Origin of the sequence: Actinokineospora sp. NBRC 105648, from assembly GCF_030269645.1 — a bacterium.
In the GTDB taxonomy this organism is placed as follows: Bacteria; Actinomycetota; Actinomycetes; order Mycobacteriales; family Pseudonocardiaceae; genus Actinokineospora.
In genome coordinates this window covers 115,166-135,928 of sequence record NZ_BSTR01000013.1, presented here as the reverse complement: position 1 = coordinate 135,928, position 20,763 = coordinate 115,166, and the positions used below count along the sequence as shown (strand labels likewise).

The 20,763-nt window shown below is 71.8% G+C and carries 2 protein-coding genes (1 of these 2 running past the window's edge); both read right to left on the bottom strand.

Annotated features, from left to right (window positions below):
* Positions 1 to 11,443: the 5' portion of a non-ribosomal peptide synthase/polyketide synthase gene (locus QSK30_RS14800; protein ID WP_285503222.1), read on the bottom strand. Its footprint begins 8,507 nt before the window's first position; 11,443 of the gene's 19,950 nt are visible here — the first part of the coding sequence; its start codon is at positions 11,441 to 11,443; its stop codon lies beyond the left edge, outside the window.
* On the bottom strand, positions 11,440 to 20,763 hold the full coding sequence (locus QSK30_RS14795; RefSeq protein ID WP_285503220.1) for a non-ribosomal peptide synthetase: 9,324 nt from the start codon (positions 20,761 to 20,763) through the stop codon (positions 11,440 to 11,442). The genes QSK30_RS14800 and QSK30_RS14795 overlap by 4 nt, the downstream gene beginning before the upstream one ends.

Sequence of the window (20,763 nt, the reverse complement as noted above, 5' to 3'; positions counted from 1 at the left end):
CCAACCGGTAGTCGAGGCAGTTGACCGTGGCCTCGGTAGGGCCGTAGGCGTTGACGACGAGCGCGTCCGGGTGCCGCTCCCGCCACGGCGCGAGGGGCTCGCCGAGCAGGGCTTCGCCGCCGAGGATCAGCAGGTCGGTGGGCGAGGCGTCGTCCGGCAGCGCGTCGAGCAGGGCGAGGTGTGACGGAGTGGCCTTGGTGACGGTCGGGGTCGCCGAGCCGAGTGGACCCAGGTGCACGCACCCACCCGCGACGAGAGGGGTGAACAGGGCGGTCACCGTGAGGTCGAAGGCCAGCGAGGTGTGCACCAACGAGGTGCCACCCATCGGGTACACCTCCCGCGCCCGAACCAGGTACGCACCCACTGAGCGGTGCTCGACGACGACGCCCTTGGGGCGGCCCGTCGACCCGGACGTGTAGATCACGTACGCGGGATCGTGCGGGTGGATGTCGGCGGTGGGCGCGGTGGCGGGCAGGTCGTCCCAGGCGAGTTCGTCGATCCGCAGCGTGCGGAGGCCGTCGGGCAGGGCGGCGGCGCCGTCGGTGATGACCAAGGCGGGTCGGGCGTCGCCGAGGATGTACGCGATCCGGTCGGCCGGGGCCCCGAGGTCGATGGGCAGGTAGGCCGCGCCGGTCTTGAGAACCGCGAGCATGGCGACCACGGCATCAGCCGTGGGCGGCAACGCGATCGCGACCAGCCCGCGCGCCCCGTCGAGAGCGTGGGCGAGCCGGTTCACCCGGGCGTCCAGTTCGGCGTAGGTGAGCGACACACTGCCTGTGACCAGGGCAGATGCGTCAGGAGTCGCCGCCGCCTGCTCGGTGAACAGCTCGGGCAGGGTCGTGCGGCGCACCTCGCGGTCGGTGGCGTTGCGGCTGACCACCAGCTCGTGCCGCTCGGCCGCGTCCAGCACCGCCACCTGGCGAGCAGGCTGGGCCGGGTCGGCGACCACGGCCGCGAGCACCCCGAGCAGTCTGCGCGTCAGGGTCTCGGCGGTCGCCCGGTCGAACAGGTCGGTGGCGAAGTCGAGCGCGCCGCGCAGCCCGTCGGGGGTCTCGGTGAAGCGGAACGACAGGTCGAACTTCGACGCCGCGGTGCCCACCGCGAGCCCCTCGACCTCGAGCCCGTCGAGCCCCGACGTGGTCTGCTGGTCGTTGGTGAACGCCAGCAACACCTGGAACAGCGGGTGCCGGGCCAGCGACCGCGCCGGGTTCAGCACCTCCACCAACCGCTCGAACGGCACGTCCTGGTGCGCGTACGCCGCCAACGCCGCCTCACGAACCCGCCCAACCAGCTCCACAAAGGACGGATTGCCGGACAGGTCTGTCCGCAGCACCAACGTGTTCACGAAGAAGCCGACCAGACCATCGACCGCGTCATCGGTCCGCCCCGCGATCGGGGTGCCGAGCGGGATGTCTGCCCCGGCGCCCAGCCTGGACAGCAGCGTGGCCACCGCGGCCTGCGCGACCATGAACAACGTCGCCTGGCTGTCACGCGCCAGTCGGGAGAGGCCCGCGTGCACCTCGGCGGGCACGGTGAACGTCACGCGGTCGCCCGCGAACGTGGCCACCGCCGGGCGCGGCCGGTCGAACGGCAGCGCCAGCTCCTCCGGCACCCCGTGCAACGCCGACGACCAGAAGGCCAACTGCCGGGACACCAGACTCGCCGGGTCCGACTCCAGTCCCAGCAGATCCCGTTGCCACAGCGCGTAATCCGCGTACCGCACCGGCAGCGGCGCCCACTCGGGCACCCGACCGTCGACCCGAGCCGCGTAGGCCGCGCTCAGATCGGCGGCCAGTGGGCCGGTGGACCACGCGTCCGTGGCGATGTGGTGGGTGAGCAGCAGCAGGACGTGGTGATCCACCCTCTCCGCGAACAGCCACGCGCGGATCGGCAGCTCGGCGGTGAGGTCGAACCGGTAGGTCAAGGCCAGGTCCAGCGAGCCTCCGGTCTCCACCACGGGCTCCCGGTCGAGCACGACCTGGTGGGCCCCGAGGTCGTCCTGGTGGATCACCGTGCACAGCGGCTCGTGGCGGGCGACGACGTCGGCGAACGCCCGGCGCAGGGCGTCGACGTCGAGCGGACCGGTGAGGCGCAGGGCCAGCGGGATGTTGTAGGTGGCGCTCGGTCCCTCGAACTGGTGCAGGAACCACAACCGCTGCTGCCCGAACGACAGCGGCACCCGCTCGGGCCGTGGCGACACCGGCACCACGGAACCTCGGGCAGCGGCCGCCTCGTCGAGCGCGGCGGACAGACCCGCGACCGTCGGCGTCTCGAACAGCCGTCGTACGGCCAGTTCCACGCCGAGCACCGACCGCATCCGGCTCACCAACCGGGTCGCCAGCAGCGAGTGGCCGCCCAGGTGGAAGAACCCGTCGTCGATGCCGACCTCGGGCACCCCGAGCACCTCGGTGAACAGTCCACAGAGGATTTCCTCGCGGGGCGTGCGCGGGGCGCGGCCGGTCACCGACACGGCGGGTTCGGGCAGCGCCTTGCGGTCGACCTTGCCGTTCGGGGTAAGCGGCAGGGCATCGAGCGCGACGAACACCGACGGCACCATGTACTCCGGCAGCCGCGCGGCCAATGCCTCCCGCAGACCGGCCTGCTCGCCGACGACGTAGGCGACGAGGCGGTCGTCGCGCACGATCACCACGGCGTCGCTGACGTCCGGCAGGCGCAGCAGTTCGGCCCGGATCTCGCCCGGCTCGATGCGGTGACCGCGCAACTTGACCTGGTCGTCGGCGCGTCGCAGGTACGACAGTTCGCCGTTGGCGAGCCGCCGGACCAAGTCGCCGGTGCGGTACATCCGACCGCCGGTGAACGGGTCCGTGACGAACCGCTCCGCGGTGAGCCCCGGCCGTCCCAGGTAGCCCCGGGTGACCCCTGAGCCGCCGATATACAGCTCGCCCACCACTCCCGGCGGCACCAGCCGCAGGGACGCGTCCAGCACGTACACCTCTGTGTTGGCGATCGGCCCGCCGATCGTCGGTTCACCATCCACTTCGGACATCGTCGACCAGATGGTGGTCTCGGTGGGGCCGTATAGGTTGATCACCGACACTGCGTTATCGGCCAACGACCGCGCGAGGTCGGCGGGCAACGCCTCACCACCGACCAGTGCGCGAACCCCTTGCAGCGCTTCAGGGTCCTCAGCCACCACGGCGCGCCACCAACTCGGCGTCGCCTGGATCACCGAGACACCCGCCGACCGGACCAGGCTGGCAACGGCGGCCGGGTCGCGCACGACTTCGCGATCGGCGACCACGACGGTGGCGCCGGAAGCCAGTGGCACAAACAGTTCCAGGCCGTGGATGTCGAACCCGACCGTGGTCACGGCGAGCAGCCGGTCCCGGTCGCCGAGCGCGAGCCGGTCCCGCATCGACAGCACGAAGTTCGCCAGCGCCGACCCGGGCACCACCACACCCTTGGGACGCCCGGTGGATCCGGAGGTGTAGATCACATACGCGGGCGCTGCGCCCAAAGCGTTGTTGTGTAGGGGTTCGTACTGAGTCAAGTCCCCGATTTCGACCGTCTCGCACGGCGGCAGCTCGGCATCGGCGGTGGTGAGCACCAGGAGAGGACGTGCGTCGTCGAGCATGTAGGCGAGTCGGTCGGTCGGGTAGTCGGTGTCCAGGGGCAGGTAGCCCGCACCGGACTTCAGCACCGCGAGGAGCGCGACCACCAGGTCCGCGGAGCGCGGCAGAGCCACGCCGATCAGCCGCTCGGGGCCAGCGCCGCGCTCGACCAGGAGCCGGGCCAACCTGCCCGCGCGCTCGTCCAACTCCGCGTAGGTCAGCGACTCGGTGCCCGCTACCACAGCCACGACGTCGGGCGTCGCGGCGGCCTGCTCGGCGACTAGGTCCGCCACCGACACGGCGGGGAAGTCGACAGTGGTATCGGCGCGGATCTGCTCGTCCTGGTTGAGGACGTCGATCGGCTCGCCAGCGGCGGCCTGGGTGAGGACGCGGACGAACCGGGCGGCCACCGTGGCCGCGCTGTCCTCGTCCAGCAGGTCGGTGGCGTACTCGAGGACCCCTGACAGGCCGGTCACCGTGCCGTCGGCGGCTCGCACCTCGCGCAGGCCGAAGGCGAGGTCGAACTTGGCGACGCCGCCAGCGGTCTCCACCAGCTCCGCGGTGAGTCCGGGCAGGCCCGCCAGGTCCCCGACGGCACCCTGCGCGTCGGTGCTATCGAAGGCGATCAGCACCTGGAACAGCGGGTGCCGGGCCAGCGACCGGCCCGGGTTGAGCACCTCGACCAAGCGCTCGAACGGCACGTCCTGATGCGCGTACGCCGCCAGGTCGGTCTCCCGGACCCGGTCGACGACCTCGGTGAACGTGGGGTCGCCGGAGACGTCGGTGCGCAGGACCAGGGTGTTGAGGAAGACGCCGATCAGACCGTCGAGCGCGTCGTCGGTGCGACCGGCGATCGGCGTGCCGAGCGGGATGTCGGTGCCGCCGCCGAGCCGGGACAGCAGCAGCGCGAGCGCGGCTTGGGCGACCATGAACATTGTCGCGTTCCGGGCTCGGGCGAGTTCGGCGAGGCCGGTGTGGACCTCGCTGGGCAAGGTGAAGCCGACCCGGCCACCGCGGTAGGACGTCACGGCCGGACGCGCGCGGTCGAAGGGGAGTTCCAGCTCGTCCGGGAGGTCGGCGAGGTGATCGGTCCAGTAGGCGAGCTGGCGGGCGAGCGGGCTGTTCTCCTCGTCTTCGGCACCCAGCGCGGATCGCTGCCACAGGGCGTAGTCCGCGTACTGCACCGGTAGAGGTGACCAGCGCGGCGCCTGCCCGGCGTGCCGAGCGGTGTACGCGGTGGCCAGGTCGCGGGCCATCGGGGTGCGCGACCAGCCGTCACCCGCGATGTGGTGGGTCAGCAGGAGCAGCACGTGCTCGGCCTGGCCCAGCTCGAACAGCCACGTCCGCAACGGGATCTCCGCGTCCAGCGCGAACTCGTGCGCTGCGGCGGCCCTCATGGCATCGGCCAGGTCGGACTCGTTGGTTGACAGGCGTTCCATGACTGGACGGGCGCTCTCAAGCACCACCTGGTGCGGGCCCTGGGCGTCCTCGGCGAAGATCGTGCGCAGGCTCTCATGTCGCGCCACCAGGTCGGTGAGCGCCTCGGCCAGCGCGTCGGGGTCGAGGTCACCGGTCAGCCGGAGCGCGACGGGCTGGTTGTACGTGGTGCCCGCGCCCTCGAAGCGGTGCAGGAACCAGAGGCGCTGCTGGGCGAACGACAGCGGGATCCGCTCTGGTCGCGGCCCTGCCTCGATGGCCGCCCTGGCCTGGTCTGCGTGATCGAGCACAGTGGACAGACCGGCCACGGTCGGGGTCTCGAACAGCTGGCGGATCGCGAGTTCCACGCCGAGCACCGAGCGCACCCGGCTGACGACCCTGGTCGCGAGCAACGAGTGCCCGCCGAGGTCGAAGAACCCGTCGTCGATGCCGACCTGCGGCACGCCGAGCGCCTCGGCGAACAGTCCACAGAGGATCTCCTCGCGCGGGGTGCGCGGGGTGCGACGTGGGCCGGTCTCGTACTCGGGTGTCGGCAACGCGCGTCGGTCGAGCTTGCCGTTGACCGTCAGCGGCAGGGCGTCCAGCGACACGAACGCCGAGGGAACCATGTACTCGGGAAGTCGCGCCGCGACCGCTGCCCGCAACCCATCGACCGGGCCGACCACATAGGACACCAGGCGTTGGTCACCGGCGCGGTCCTCGCGCACGACCACCGCGGCGTCGACGATCCCCGGCTGCTCCAGCACCACCGAACGGATCTCGCCCAGCTCCACCCGGAAGCCGCGCAGCTTGACCTGGTCGTCGACCCGGCCGACGTAAACCAGGTCGCCGTCGGCGTTCCACCGCGCCAGGTCGCCGGTGCGATACATCCGGCCACCGTTGAACGGATCCGCGACGAACCGCTCAGCGGTGAGGCCAGGTCGATTGAGGTAACCGCGAGCGAGGACGTCACCGGCGACGTAGAGCTCACCCGCGACCCCCTGCGGCACCGGCTCGAGCGCCGAGTCCAGCACGTAGGCCCGCGTGTTCCAGAACGGCCTGCCCACCGGGACCGGCCCGGACGGCAGCGGCGCACCCGGTTCCAGGCGGAAGTCCAGGCAGTTCACGGTCGCCTCGGTCGGGCCATAGGCGTTGACCACCACGGCGTCCGGGTGCCGCTCCCGCCAAGCCGCCAGGGTCTCGCCGAGCAGCGCCTCACCGCCGAGGATCAGCATGTCGGACGGGGACACGGCATCGGGCAGCGCGGCCAGCAACGGCAGGTGCGAGGGCGTGACCTTCATGATCGACGCCCCACTCGGCGCGCTCTCGTCGAGCGGCGCGAGGCGGACGTGACCGCCCGCGACGAGCGGGGTGAACAGGGCGGTCACCGTGAGGTCGAAGGCCAGCGACGTGTGCACCAGCGACGTTCCACCCATCGGGTACACCTCGCGGGCACGCACCAGGTAGGCGCCGACCGATCGGTGCTCGACTACGACGCCCTTGGGGCGCCCGGTCGACCCGGAGGTGTAGATCACGTACGCCGGGTCGTACGGGTGGAGGTCGACCGCGACCGCCGGGCCCGTGCCCGCCTCCGCAGGGTGCAGCACCGGCACTGTCGTGGGGATGTCCCGGTCCGCGATGAGCAACGCGGGGCGGGCGTCGTCCAGCACGAAGGCGACCCGGTCGGCCGGGTGGTCGGCGTCGAGCGGCAGGTAGGCCGCGCCTGCGGTGAGCACGCCCAGCATGGCGACCACGGCGTCGGGGGTCGGCGGCAGCGCGATCGCGACCAGCGCGCCACGACCGATTCCCCGCTCCCGCAGCGCCTGAGCCATCCCCGCGACCCGTCCGTGCAGCTCCGCGTAGGTGAGCGACTCGCCACCACCGCTGAGCGCGGGCGCGTCCGGCGTGGCCGCCGCCTGCTCGGCGAACAGCTCGGGCAGGCTCGCTCGGCGCACCTCGCGCTCAGTGGCGTTGCGGTTGACCACCAGGTGATGCCGCTCGGCGGGATCCAGCACCGGCACCCGGTGGACGGGCTGCGCGGGGTCGTCGGCCATCGCGGCCAGCACGGACACCAGCCGGGCGGCGAGCGCCTCGGCGGTGGCGCGGTCGAACAGGTCGGTGGCGAACTCCAGCGAGCCGGAGAGCCCCTCGGGCAGTCCGTCACCGCCGTGCGACTCGGCGAACCCGAAGGACAGGTCGAACTTGGCGTTGGCCGTCTCGGCCCGGATCGGCTCGACGGCCAGGCCGGGGAGGGTGCCAATCTCGGCGACCGCGGACTGCGGGTCGGTGTTGTTGAACGTGAGCAGCACCTGGAACAGCGGGTGCCGGGCCAGCGACCGCGCCGGGTTCAGGACCTCCACCAACCGCTCGAACGGCACGTCTTGGTGCGCGTACGCGGCCAGCGCCGCCTCGCGAACCCGCGCGATCAGCTCCACAAAGGACGGATCGCCGGACAGGTCTGTCCGCAGCACCAACGTGTTCACGAAGAACCCGATCAACCCGTCCAGGGCCTCGTCGGTGCGGCCCGCCATCGGCGTGCCCAGCGGGATGTCCTGCCCCGCGCCCAGCCGGGACAACAGGGTGGCCAGACCAGCCTGCACGACCATGAACACGGTCGACTGCGATTCCCGCGCCAGCCGCTCCAGGCCCCGGTAGACCTCGGCGGGCACGCTGAACGCCACCCGCTCACCCCGGTACGAAGCCACCGCGGGTCGCGGCCGGTCGAACGGCAGCGCCAGCTCCTCGGGGACTCCGCGCAACGCTGCGGACCAGTACGCCACCTGCTTCGACACCACACTCGACGGGTCTTCTTCCGCGCCCAGCAACCCGCGCTGCCACAGGGCGAAGTCCGCGTACTGCACCAGCAACGGCGTCCACGCGGGCGCGACCCCCGAGGTCCGCGCGGTGTAGGCGGCGGCCAGATCACGGGCCAGCGGACCGCGCGACCACGCGTCACTGGCGACGTGGTGGGTCAGCAGGAGGAGTACGTGCTCATCCGCGCCCAGCGCGAACAGCCACGCCTTGACCGGGATGTCCACGGTCAGGTCGAAGCGCCGCGCGCAGTACTCCGCGATGCGGTCGGCGATTTGGTCCTCAGTGGACTCCACAACCGGCAGCTCGACATCTGCCTGGTCGGGAGTGAGGATCACCTGAACGGCACCGTCGGAGTCTTCGGCGAAGACGGTGCGCAAGCTCTCGTGCCGGGCGACGACATCGCGCAGGGCAGCGGTCATCGCGGCCCGGTCGAGCGCACCCGAGAGGCGCAGCGCGACCGGCGAGTTGTAGGCGACGGCCTGCTCGTCGTCGAACCGGTTGAGGAACCACAAGCGCTGCTGCGCGAACGAAGTGGGGACGCGATCGGGGCGCGGGTGAACCGCGGTGATCGACCGGCGAGCGCCATCGGCGGCGTCGAGGGTGTCGGACAGCCCCGCCACCGTGGGGTTCTCGAACAGTGCGCGGATGGCCAGCTCGACCCCCAGCGCCGAGCGGATCCGGCTGACGAGCCGGGTGGCCAGGAGCGAGTGGCCGCCGAGGTCGAAGAAGCTGTCGTCGATGCCGACGCGCTCGACCCCGAGCACCTCGGCAAACAGTCCACAGAGGATCTCCTCGCGCGGCGACCGAGGAGCGCGGCCAACCGAGGTCGCCGCGTAGTCGGGAGCCGGAAGGGCCTTGCGGTCAAGCTTTCCGTTGGGAGTCAACGGGAGTACGGGTAGTGCCAGCAGTGCGGCGGGCACCATGTACGCGGGCAGCTCGGCCGCGATCGCGTCCCGGACCTCGGCGACATCGACGGACTCGGGCACCAGGTAGGCGACCAACCGCCGGTCCCCCGGCTGGTCCTCGCGCACCACGACGGCGGCCTGGCGCACCGCCGGGTGCCGGGTGAGCGCGGCCTCGATCTCGCCCAGCTCGATCCGGTAGCCCTGGACCTTCACCTGCCCGTCGACCCGGCCCGCGAACTCCAACTGACCGTCGGCGTTCCACCGGGCAAGGTCACCCGTGCGGTACATCCTGGCGCCGGTGTCGAACGGGTCGGCCACAAACCGTTGTGCGGTAAGCGAAAACCGGTTGAGGTAGCCGCGAGCCAGACCGGTGCCCGCGATGTAGACCTCACCCACGGTGCCCACCGGCACCGGGCGCAGCGCAGCGTCGAGCACGTGCACGCGGGTGTTCCAGAACGGCCGCCCCACCGGGACCGGCCCGTCGGGCGTCGGCGTACCCGGCAGGATCTCGTTCTGCACGCTGTTGACCGTCGCCTCGGTGGCGCCGTAGACGTTGAACACCGTCGCGCCGGGGTTGCGGGCGCGCCAGCGGTCGAGCACCTCGCCGAGCAGTAGCTCGCCGCCGAGCATCAAGGCCCCGGTTGGCGAGACTTCGTCCGGCGCGGCCTCGAGCAACGCCAGGTGGCTGGGCGTGCCCTTGACGAAGGTGGGCCGGGGCCCGCTGGCGGCGTCTTCGCCCAGGTCGGTCAGCCGGACCCGGCCACCGCTGACGAGGGTCGTGTACAGGGCGGTGACGGTGAGGTCGAAGGAGATCGGCGAGTGCACCAGGGCGGTACCCGTCATGGCCGGGTACGCCGAGCGGGCCCACAGCAGGTAGGCGCCCAGTGAGCGGTGCTCGATGACCACGCCCTTGGGCCGCCCGGTGGAGCCCGAGGTGTAGATGACGTACGCGGGGTTGGTCAGCCGCAGCGGCACGCCGGTGACGTCGTGCTCGGGCAGTCCGGCGGCCGGGTCGCCGTCGAGCAGCACGACCGGCGCCGGGCTGTCGGGCACCCGCGAGCGCAGGGCGGCCGTGGTGACGACCAGTGTAGGAGCGGTGTCCTCCAGCATGAAGGCCAGACGGTCGGCCGGGTAGTCCGGGTCGAGCGGGAGGTAAGCGGCACCTGACTTGAGGATCGCCAGCAGTGCCACGACCAGCTGCTCAGTACGCGGTAGCGCTACCGCGATGAACTGCTCCGGGCCTGCGCCGCGCTCGATGAGCAGGCGCGCGAGTTGGTTGGCCCGTGCGTTCAGCTCGGCGTAGGTAAGCCCGGTAGCACCGGGTAGCTCGCTCAACACGGCAATGCTATCCGCGTGCAGGTGATCGGCCTCTTCAAAGAGGTCGACGATTCCGCGCGCGGGGACATCGTGGTCAGTGGCGTTCCACGCCCCCACCGTCTCGGCGATCTCTTCGGCGGAAAGCAGCTGGAGCCTTCCGACCGGAAGGTCAGGCTCTTGCGCGAACGCGTCGAGAACGCGCGCGACACGACCGAGCACTGCACGTGCCTCGGCCGGGCTGAACAGATCGGACCGGTAGCCCAACCGCAGCGTGACGTTGTCGCGGGCAGCGGCGATCAACACGAGCGGGTAGTGCGCGGCGTCGCGCGTCCGCGTCGCTGCCACCGACACCCGCGCCTCGGTCTCTGCCGAGGGGTGCACGGGGTAGTTCTGGAACACCATCTGGGTGTCGAACAGCTCGCCGACGCCGGTCGCGCGCTGGATCTCGGCCAGACCGAGGTGCTGGTGGGTCAGCAGCCGGGCCTGCTCGCCCTGCACCCGGGTGAGCAGCTCGGCCAGGGTCTCGGCCGGGCGCACCCGAACCCGGACGGCGACGGTGTTGATCAGCAGCCCGACCATGGTGTCGGCGCCGGGCAGCTCGGCCGGCCTGCCGGACACGGTCATGCCGAAGAGCACGTCGTCGCGGCCGGTCAGCTGGGCGACGACCAAGCCCCAGGCGGTCTGCATGAGCGTGTTGAGGGTGAGCCCGTGGGCGCGGGCCTGTGCGGTGAGCGCGGCCGCGGAGAGCTCCAGCTCGACGTCGTCGGACCGGGCTGCCGAGCGGCCGGTGTCCGGGGCCACCAGGGTCGGCTCGGACACCCCGTCGAGGGCCTCTGCCCACGCTTGGCGCGCGGCGTCGCGGTCCTGCCGGGCGAGCCAGGCGACGTAGTCGCGGTACTGCGGCGCGGGAGGCAGGATGGCCGCTTCGCCGCCGTTGTCGTAAACGGCCAAGAGCTCGCGGACAAGTACTGGGACCGACCAGCCGTCGAGGACGGTGTGGTGGTTGGTGAGCACGAGCCGGTGCCGGTCGTCCGCCAACCGCAGCAGGGTGAACCGGACCAACGGCGGCTTACCGAGGTCGAACCCGCGCCCGCGCTCGTCGTCAGTGACCCTCTGGGCAGCGGCCTCTATGTCGTCTTCTCCGCGCAAGTCCTCTTCGCGCCAGGCCGGAGGGACCTCGCGTAGCGCTACCTGCGCCCATTCACCGCTCTTACGCTGCCGGAACGCAGACCTCAGGTTGACGTGCCTGCGCACCAACGCGCCCGCCGCCGCCCGGAGTGTGCTGGGCTCGAGCGGGCCCGTGATGTCGAACGCCATCTGCACGGTGTAGGCGTCCGGCGCGGAGACGTCGTAGACGCTGTGGAAGAGCAGCCCCTCCTGCAGGGGCGAGAGGGCGAGGACGTCCTCGACGAGGCTCACGGCTGGTTCTCCCATTCGGACTCCAGGTCACGCGCGAAGTCCTCGAACTCGTCGAGTTCGACCTGCGTGATCGAGTGGAGCGAGACGTCGGATGTGCTGATGCCGCCCGCGTCGGGCCGGGTGGCGTGCTCGGTCAGCGCGGTGAGCAGCGCGAACCAGGTGTCGTTGACCGCGGTGACCTCGTCCTCGGTGAGCAGCCCGGCCGCCCAGGTCCAGGTGGCGACCAGCTGCGGGCCGAAGATCCCGACCTCGGTGCGCGGGTTGAGCTCCAGCACGTGGGCCAGCGGCATGTCCGGGTGCTCGCCACCGACCGCGTCGGTGATCGTGCCCTCGGGGGCGAAGTCGGCGTCGGCTCCGCCGACCTCGAACCGCCCGAGGTAGTTGAACGCGACCGGCGGGTGGCTGAGCTCGGCGAACGCGGGGGCACTCGCGTCATCGAGGTAGCGCAAGAGGCCGTAACCCATCCCCTTGTCCGGGACCGCGCGCAGTTGGTCCTTGACCCTCTTGAGCGCATAACCCAGGTCGGGCCCACCGGCAAGGACGTCGGTGCGGTCTACCGGGCCCGGGGCGAGCCGCACGGGGTAGAGGTTGGTGAACCACCCCACCGTGCGGGACAGGTCGCTTCCCTCGACCAAGTCCTCTTCGCGGCCGTGCCCCTCTAGGTGGATCAGAACCTCTTGGCCCATCGCGTGCCGCGACTCACCGAGGGCGAGGGCAAACGCCGTCAACAAGACATCGTTGACCTCGGCGCGGAAGACCGAGGCGACCGTGGTCAACAGCTCACGGGTCACGTCGACCGGCAACCGGGCCTCGAGTGCGCCCGCGGTGCCATAGGTGTGCTTGGTCGGGTCGAGATCTGACGGCTCAGTGCCCACTGCGGAGACCCAGCGCGGCAGTTCGGCGCGCCTGCGGACCGCCGCCGCGCCCAACCGCTGCGCCCACCGGCGGAACGACGTGCCGACCGGCTGCAACGCCGGTGCCTGCCCGGCCGCGACCGCCCGCCACGCCTCGGCGAGATCGGCCACCAGCACCCGGAGCGAGACACCGTCGACGAACAGGTGGTGCACCAGCAGCGCCAGGCTGCCCGGCCTGCCGGGACCCCGGTCGAACCAGACCGCCTGCAACGGGACCCCGGCCGGGTCGAGCCGGGCCCGCGCCGCCCGGCCGTGGGTCGCGATCTCCACGCCCACGCCGTAGTCGTCGAGCCCGGCGACGTCCACCCGGTGCACCCAGCCGCTCGCGTCCGCCGCGGCCAAGACCTCGTGGGTCCACTGTGGAGCATCCGGGTGAAAGACGCCGCGAAGTGCGTCGTGGTGGTCGACCAGGGCTTGAACAGCGGTGGTGAGCGAGGGCAGGTCGACGGCCGCCGGGACGCGCAGCACCACGGACATGGTGAACTCGTCGAGCCAGCGACCCTGGCCGCGCTCGGCCAGCCACCGGGTGATCGGCGTCAGCGGCACCGGCCCGATCCCCGCGCCCGGCTCCTCGGCGGGCTCGTCGGTGACAGGCGTAGCCGTGGCGGCGAGCCCGGCGACTGTGCGACGCTCGAACACGTCCCGAACGGTGACCGAGAGCCCGACCCGCCGGGCCGCGCTGACCACCTGGATGGACAGGATGCTGTCCCCACCCAGGTCGAAGAACCCCTCGTCAACACCGGGTGGCTCGATCCCCAGCACCTCGGCGAACACCCCGGCGAGCTTCGCCTGCGCGTCGGTGGCGGCGTGCGGCCCCGTGCCCCCGGGTCCAGTACCCACAGTGGACCGTTCCGGCGCGGGCAGCGCGGCCCGGTCGAGCTTGCCGTTGGCGGTCTTGGGCAACGCGTCGAGCAGCACGAACGCCGAGGGCACCAGGTAGTCGGGCAACCGCTGCTGGAGGTACGCCTGGACCTCTCGCCAGTCGCTGACACCCTCGGCAGCGGGCACGAGGTAGGCCACGAGCCGGGTGTCGCCGGTGTCGGAACGCGGCACCACAGCGGCCGCCGTCAGTCCCGTGTGGCCTGCCAGGACGCCCTCGATCTCGCCCGGCTCGACCCGGAAGCCGCGCACCTTGACCTGGTCGTCGACCCGGCCGTGGTAGTCCAGTTCGCCGGTCGGCAGCAGGCGGACCAGGTCGCCGGTGCGGTACATCCGGGCTCCGACCGGACCGAACGGGTCGGCGACGAACCGCTCCGCCGTGCGATCAGGCCGGTTGAGGTAGCCGCGGGCGAGCTGGGCACCCGCGACGTAGAGCTCACCGATCACTCCCGGCGGCGCCAGGTTCAGCGCCGCGTCGAGGACGTACACCCGGACGTTCCACAGTGGACTACCGATCGGCGCCACCGCGGGCCACTCGGCGACCTCGGCGGGCAGGGTCAGCGTGGTCGCGGCGTGAGTCTCGGCCGGACCGTAGACGTTGTGCGCCCGCAGACCCCGCGCGGCCCGGCCACGCAGCTCGGCGCTGAGCCGGAACGCCTCGCCACCCTGGAAGACGGCGGTGAGCGAGTCCAGGTTCGCGCCGGTCCGGCCCGCGACCTCGATCAACGCGTCGATCACCAGGGTGGGCGCGAACAGCTCGGTGACCCGGTGCTGCTCGATCCAGGCCGCGAAGCGCTCCAGGTCACGGCGGACGTCGTCGGCGGGTAGCACCAGGGTCTTGCCGGACACGAGTGCCTGCAACACTTCCTGGACCACGAAGTCGAACGCCAGCGAGAGGAACTGCGCGGTGCGCCCATGGTCGCCGAAGGTCGCGCGGTGCCAGGACAACAGGTTCACCAGGCCCGCGACCGGCATGACCACGCCCTTGGGCGTCCCGGTGGAGCCGGAGGTGTAGACGAGGTAGGCCGGGTTGAACCGGTCTGGGCGCACGGCCACGGGGCCCTCTGAGAGCACCGCCAACTCAGCGAGCACGGCCGGGTCGTCCAGTGCCACGACGGCCGGGAATTCGCCGAGCCGGGGCGCGGTGGCCAGATCGGTGACCACGGTGACCGGGGCTGCGTCAGCCAGGATGGCGGCGATCCGCTCGGCGGGCGCCTCGGTGTCCAGGGTCAGGAACGCCGCCCCGGTCTTGGCGACGGCCACCATCGCCACCGGCAGCTCGACCCGCCGGGGCAGCGCGATGGCCACCACCCGCTCGGGTGCGGCCCCGGCCGCGATCAACAGCCGGGCCAGGCGATTCGCCTGACCATCCAATTCTACATAGGACAACGTCGTCTCGTCGCAGATCACCGCAGGGGCGTCCGGAGTCGCGCGGACCTGCTGGGCCACCAGCTCGGCAGGCGTCGGGTCGGGCACCGGGTGCGGGTTGGTGTGCCAAGGGCCGAGCAGCAGGTCACGCTCCGACTCGGCGAGCACGTCGACGGTCGCGACCGAGACCGCGGGATCGGCGACCACGGCGGCGAGCACGCGGACGAAGCGTTCGGCGATCGCCCGCGCGGTGCCCTCGTCGAAGAGGTCTGTGCTGTACTCCAGGCCGCCGCGCATCCCAGCGGGAGCACCCGCCGCGTCGTGTTCGGTGTCCAGGAAGAACGACAGGTCGAACTTCGACCGACCGCCCCGCACATCCGCCAACTCAGCGGTCAAACCAGGCAGGCGCAACAACTTCAGGGCGGCCTGGTTGTCGTCCAGACCGAGGAGCACCTGGAACAACGGGTGCCGGGCCAGCGACCGGACCGGCTCGACCTGCTCCACCACCCGCTCGAACGGCAAGTCTTGGTGGGCGTAGGCGGCGAGGTTGGTCTCACGGACCCGGCTGAGCAGCTCAGCGAAGGTTGGCGCACCGGACAGGTCGTTGCGCAGCACCAGGGTGTTGACGAAGAAGCCGACCAGCCCGTCGAGAGCATCGTCGTCCCGGCCGGCGACCGGGGTGCCAATCGGGATGTCCGTGCCCGCACCGAGCCGGGACAACAGGGTCGCCACGGCGGCCTGCACGACCATGTGCGGCGTGACGTGGTGCGCCTTGGCCAGCTCGGTGACACCTCGGTGCAACTCACTGTCCACTGTGAACTGAATGCGACCGCCGCGGTAGGAAGGCGTCGCGGGCCGCTGCCGGTCGAACGGCAGCCGCAGCTCCTCCGGAACACCCTCCAGGGCAGCCCGCCAGAAGATGGCCTGCCGGGAGATCGCGCTGTCCGGATCATCTTCGGAGCCGAGGACGTCGCGCTGCCACAGAGTGTAGTCCGCGTACTGCACCGGGAGGGGTTGCCAGTTCGGCGCTGCACCCTCGACCCGGGCCGCATAAGCCGTGCTGAAGTCGGCCGCCAGCGGGCCCATCGACCAGCCGTCGCCCGCGATGTGGTGCAGCAACAGGAATAGCACGTGCTCGCCGTCGCCGATCTGGTAGAGCCAGGCTCGCAGCGGCGGCTCGGCGGACAGGTCGAACTCGGTGTCTGCGGCAGCGTCCAAGGCGGCGGGCAGGTCGGCGACCTCGGCGACGGTCAGCGGCACGTTGCCTGTGGGCAACACGACCTGGTGCGGACCGCGCTCGTCCTGGCCGAAGACCGTGCGCAGGCTCTCGTGCCGGTCGGCCACGTCGTTCAACGCCGCACGCAGGGCAGCAACGTCCACAGTGCCGCGCAAACGAATCGTGGCCGGGATCGTGTACGTGGCGTTGAGCCCGTCCAAGTGGCTGAGGAACCACAACCGCTGCTGCGCGTGCGACACCGGCAGCCGCTCGGGCCGCGACACAGGCACCACCCGCGGCCGGGATCCCGCGGACTCGTCAAGCACCTCGGCCAGCCCCGCCACCGTCGGCGCCTCGAAGAGCCGCCGGATCGGCACCTGCACGCCGAGCACCGAGCGGACCCGGCTCAGCAGTCGCACCGCGGCCAGCGAATGTCCGCCCAGGGCGAAGAAGTCGTCGTCCAGCCCCACGTCGGATCTGTCCAGCATCTCCGCGAAAAGTCCACTGAGGATCTCCTCGCGCGGGTTCCGCGGCCCTCGCCGAGCACCGAACACCGCCACGTCACCCGCGACCGGCAGCTCGTCGAGCACGGCGCGCGGGGTGTCATCGGGCAGCGGCAACGCGCTGACGGTCTGGTCCGGATCGGCCACGGCGGCACGCAGGACCAGCAGGAACCGATCAGCGATCAGCCGCGCGGTGTCGCGGTCGAACCGGTCGGTGGCGAACTCCAGTTCCGCCTCGATCCCCAGCGGCTCGCCGTGGGCACCGCGGCGCTCCAGCAGCTCCCAGGCCAGGTCGTACTTGGCCACCTGCTCGACCGGCCCCTCAGCCTCGACCCGCAGGCCAGGGACCCGGTGGAACGCCTCGACCGCCGCGCGCGGGTCCTCGCTCTGGAACGACAGCATCACCTGGAAGAGCGGGTGCCTACCCGCCACCCGGACCGGGTTGACCGCCGCCACGAGCGCCTCGAACGGGAGGTCCTGGCGCGCGAACGCGGTGAGATCGGTCCGCCGCACCCGCTCGAGCAGCGCACGGAACGGCGGATCGCCGCCCGTGCCCACCCGCAGCACCAGGGTGTTGACGAAGAACCCGACCAGCTCGTCCAGCGCCGGGTCGGTGCGCCCGGCGACCACGGTGCCCACCGGGATGTCCTCCCCCGCGCCCAACCGCGTCAGCAACGCGGTGAGCGCGGCGTGCACGACCATGAACGTGCTCGCCCGGCCGGACGCCGCCAACGCGTCCACCCGCTCGTGCAGCTCCCCCGGGATCTCCACCCGGACCCGGTCACCCGCGAAGGTGGCAACCTCGGGGCGCGGCCGGTCGGCGGGGAGGGCCAGCTCGTGCGGCATGCCCGCGACCTGCGCGGTCCAGTGCGCGAGCTGGCGGCCCAGGTCCGATCCCGGGTCGTCGGGGGAACCGAGCACCTCAAGCTGCCACTGCGCGTAATCCGAATACCGCACCGGCAACGCGGGCAGATCGGGAGTTGTCTCAGAAACCCTTGCCCCGTAGGCGACACCGAGGTCGCGGACGAGCCGGGCGACCGAGATGCCGTCGGCGGCGACGTGGTGGACCAGCACCAGCACGACGTGCTCACGAGCGGCGACCGGCAACACCCGTACCCGCACCGGGGCCTCAGCGCCGATGGCGAACACGTGCTCGGCCTCGGCGACCGGGTCGGTCATCTGCTGGACCAGCGGCACCAGGTCGGCAAGCGACAGGACCACCTGGTGCGGGCCCTCGTCGTCCTCGGCGAGGACGGTGCGCAGCGCCTCGTGCCTGGCGACCACGTCCCGCGCGGCCAGCTCCAGCGCGTCCGGGTCGAACGGGCCGCGGAACCGCAAGGTGATCGGCACGTTGTAGGCGGCGCCGGTGTCCTCCATCCGCTCCAGCAGCCACAACCGGGTCTGCGCGGCCGACAGCGGCAACCGCTCCGGCCGCGGCTCGACCCGGCGCGGCCCCGGGCGGGCGGGTGCGGCGTGCTCGACCAGCTCGGCCAGCCCCGCGACGGTCGGGGTGTCGAACAGCAGGCTGCCCGCCAGCTCGGCGCACAGCTCCGCGCGGATCCGCCCGGTCAGCCTGGTCGCCAGCAGCGAGTCGCCGCCGAGCTCGAAGAAGTCGTCGTCCGCGCCGACCTCGGCCACGTCCAGCACCTCGGCGAACAGCGCGCACAGGCGCCGTTCGGTGCCGGTGGCCGGAGCACGGAACAGCGCGCTCCCCCGGTACTCCGGATCAGGCAGGGCGCGGGTGTCGAGCTTTCCGTTGGGGGTCAGCGGAAGCTCACCGACGGTGACCACGGCGGCGGGGATCATCGCCTCGGGCAGGCGCGTCAGCAGGTGATCGCGCAACTCGGCCCGGCCGAGGTCGCCACCCCGGCTGACGACGTAGGCGACGACGCGCTGCCTGCCCGCGTGGTCCGGCCGGGCCAGCGCGGCCACGGCCCGGACGTCGGGGTGGGTGGCGACCTGGGCCTCGACCTCGCCCAGCTCGACCCGGAAGCCCCGGATCTTGACCTGGTCGTCGGCGCGGCCCAGGCAGTGCAGCAGCCCGTCGGCCCAGCGGGCGAGGTCGCCGGTCCGGTACATCCGGCCGCCGCCGAACGGGTCGGCCACGAACCGCTCGGCGGTGCGCCCCGGCTGTCCCAGGTAACCACGCGCGAGGAGCGACCCCGCGACATAAAGCTCACCGACCTGGCCGGGCGGCACCGGCCGCAGCGCGGCGTCTAGCACGTAGGCCCGTGTGTTCCAGAATGGACGTCCAATAGGGACAGTGCCGGAAATGTCGGGGTCGCCCGGCTCGATGCGGTGCTCGACGCACGCGATGGTGGCCTCAGTGGGTCCGTACTCGTTGACCACCAAGGCGTCCGGGTTCGCTCGTCGCCACACGGCGAGCGCGTCGCCGGACAGGTTCTCGCCGCCCAGCATCAGCTCGGCGCTCGGCGACGCGTTCGGGAACTGCTCCAGCAGGCCCAGGTGCGACGGGGTGCCCTTGAGGAACGAGGGTCCGGCGGCGTCCGCGAGTTCGGCGAACCGCACGGTGCCGCCCGCGATCAACGGGCCGAACAGCGAGGTGATGCCCAGGTCGAAGGCCACCGAGGTGTGCACGACCGCCGACCCGGCCACGGCGGGGTGCTCGGCCTTGAGGTGCGCGAGGTAGGCGGACAGCGACCCGTGCTGGACGACGACGCCCTTGGGGGTGCCCGTCGAACCGGACGTGTAGATCACGTACGCGGCGTCTTGCGGGCGGAGCGCGGGGAACGCGGCATCGGCGGTACCGACGCCGGCGAGGTCCGCGAGCACCAGGTCGGTCGCGGCGTCGGCAAGCATGACCTGCACGCGCGCGGCGGGCTGGGTGGTGTCGATCGGCAGGTACGCGGCACCCGCGCGGGACACCGCGAGTGCAGCCACCAGGAAGTCGACACCACGCGGCAAGGTCAGCGCGACAACCGATCCCGGCCTGATCCCGTCCCGCACCAGCACCCCGGCGAGACCGTCGACGCGGGCGGCCAACTCGGCGTAGGTGACCTCCCGGCCCCGCTCGGCGGCCGCCACTCGCTCCGGTGTCCGCGCGGCCTGCTCCAGCACGAGATCCGGCAGTGCCGTGAACCGCACCCGCCGCTCGGTGTCGTTCCACTGCCGGAGAACGAGATCACGCTCATCGGCGGACGCGGTGTCGATCAGCCCCAGCGGGCCGTCGGCGTGGGCCAGCCCGTCCAGGAAGACCAGGAACCGCCGGTGCAGGGCCGCGAGCTCCTCGGGGGTGTGCAGCGCGCTGTTGCCGTGGAAGTCGACCCGCACCCCGCCCCCGGTCTCCGGCGATCCGTGCAGGTTGACCACCAGGTTCTCCACCCGACCCGGCGCCACCAGCCGCAAGAGCCCGGACACCGGGCCGAACACGAGCGGGCGGTTGAACGACACGACGTTGGCCACCAGGCCGAACAGCCCGTCCCGCCCGCGCCCGGAGTCACGGCGCACGTCCTCGCCCCGGTAGCGCTGGTGCCGTAGCAGTCGCCCGATGGCCGCAGAGGCACCGCGCAAGGCGTCGTCAACGGACAGTCCGGAGTGGACATCGAGGAGTAGCGGCAGCTCGTTCGCCATCATCGTCGGCGTCTGCAGCCCCGCTCGACTGGTACGCGCGGCGACGGGAAAGCCGACAGCGCCACCGCCGACCCGGTGCGCGAACGCGGCACAGGCCGTCACCGCCAAGACGGACCACGGCACACCCGCACGCTGGCACACCCGCACCAACCCGGCCACGGTCTCGTCCGGAAGATCCGCGCCGCAGCGAACAGTCTCGCCGACATCAGTCGCGGCAGACGCGAGAAGTCCCTGTCCGGTAACACTTCTTGCCGTCTCATCCCAGAACTGGCGATCGCCCTCGAACCGCGTGGACGACCGGTAGGTGGAATCCTCGGCGAGGACCTCCGCCACTGTCCCGAACTCGGTCGCGGTGGGCGCCCGACCCGCCGCCAACGCCGAGTACACCTCGGCCACCCGGCTCAGGTAGAGGTGCGCGGCGAAGCCGTCCAAGACAATGTGGTGGTAACGGAAGTAGCAACGCCACTGCTCGTCACCCAACCGGAATAGCACGTGTGCGCACAGCGGGGCGGTAGCCAAGTCCAGCGGGACCGCCAAGTCGTCCCGCATCCACTGCCACGCGGCCGAATCAGGGTCCGCTTCGGCCCGCAGGTCGACCACGACGACGGCGGCCTCCGCGGTGGCCGAGATCTCCTGCACCGGTTCACCGTCAACCTCGGAGAACGTCGATCGCAACGCCTCGGCCTCGGCGACCACGGCCCGGACGGCGGCACCGAACACCTCGGCGTCGACCGGGCCGTCGAGATCGGCGAACACGCCGCAGTTGTACTGCGCGGTTCCCGGGTAGAGCCGTTCACCGACCCAGATCCCGGCCTGCGCGGAGGACAGGGGCAGCCGCCGTGTGGTCAT

Bases quoted from the DNA above. Each gene is read 5' to 3' on its own strand.
- QSK30_RS14795 (WP_285503220.1), bottom strand. From the start codon at position 20,763: ATGACCACACGGCGGCTGCCCCTGTCCTCCGCGCAGGCCGGGATCTGG.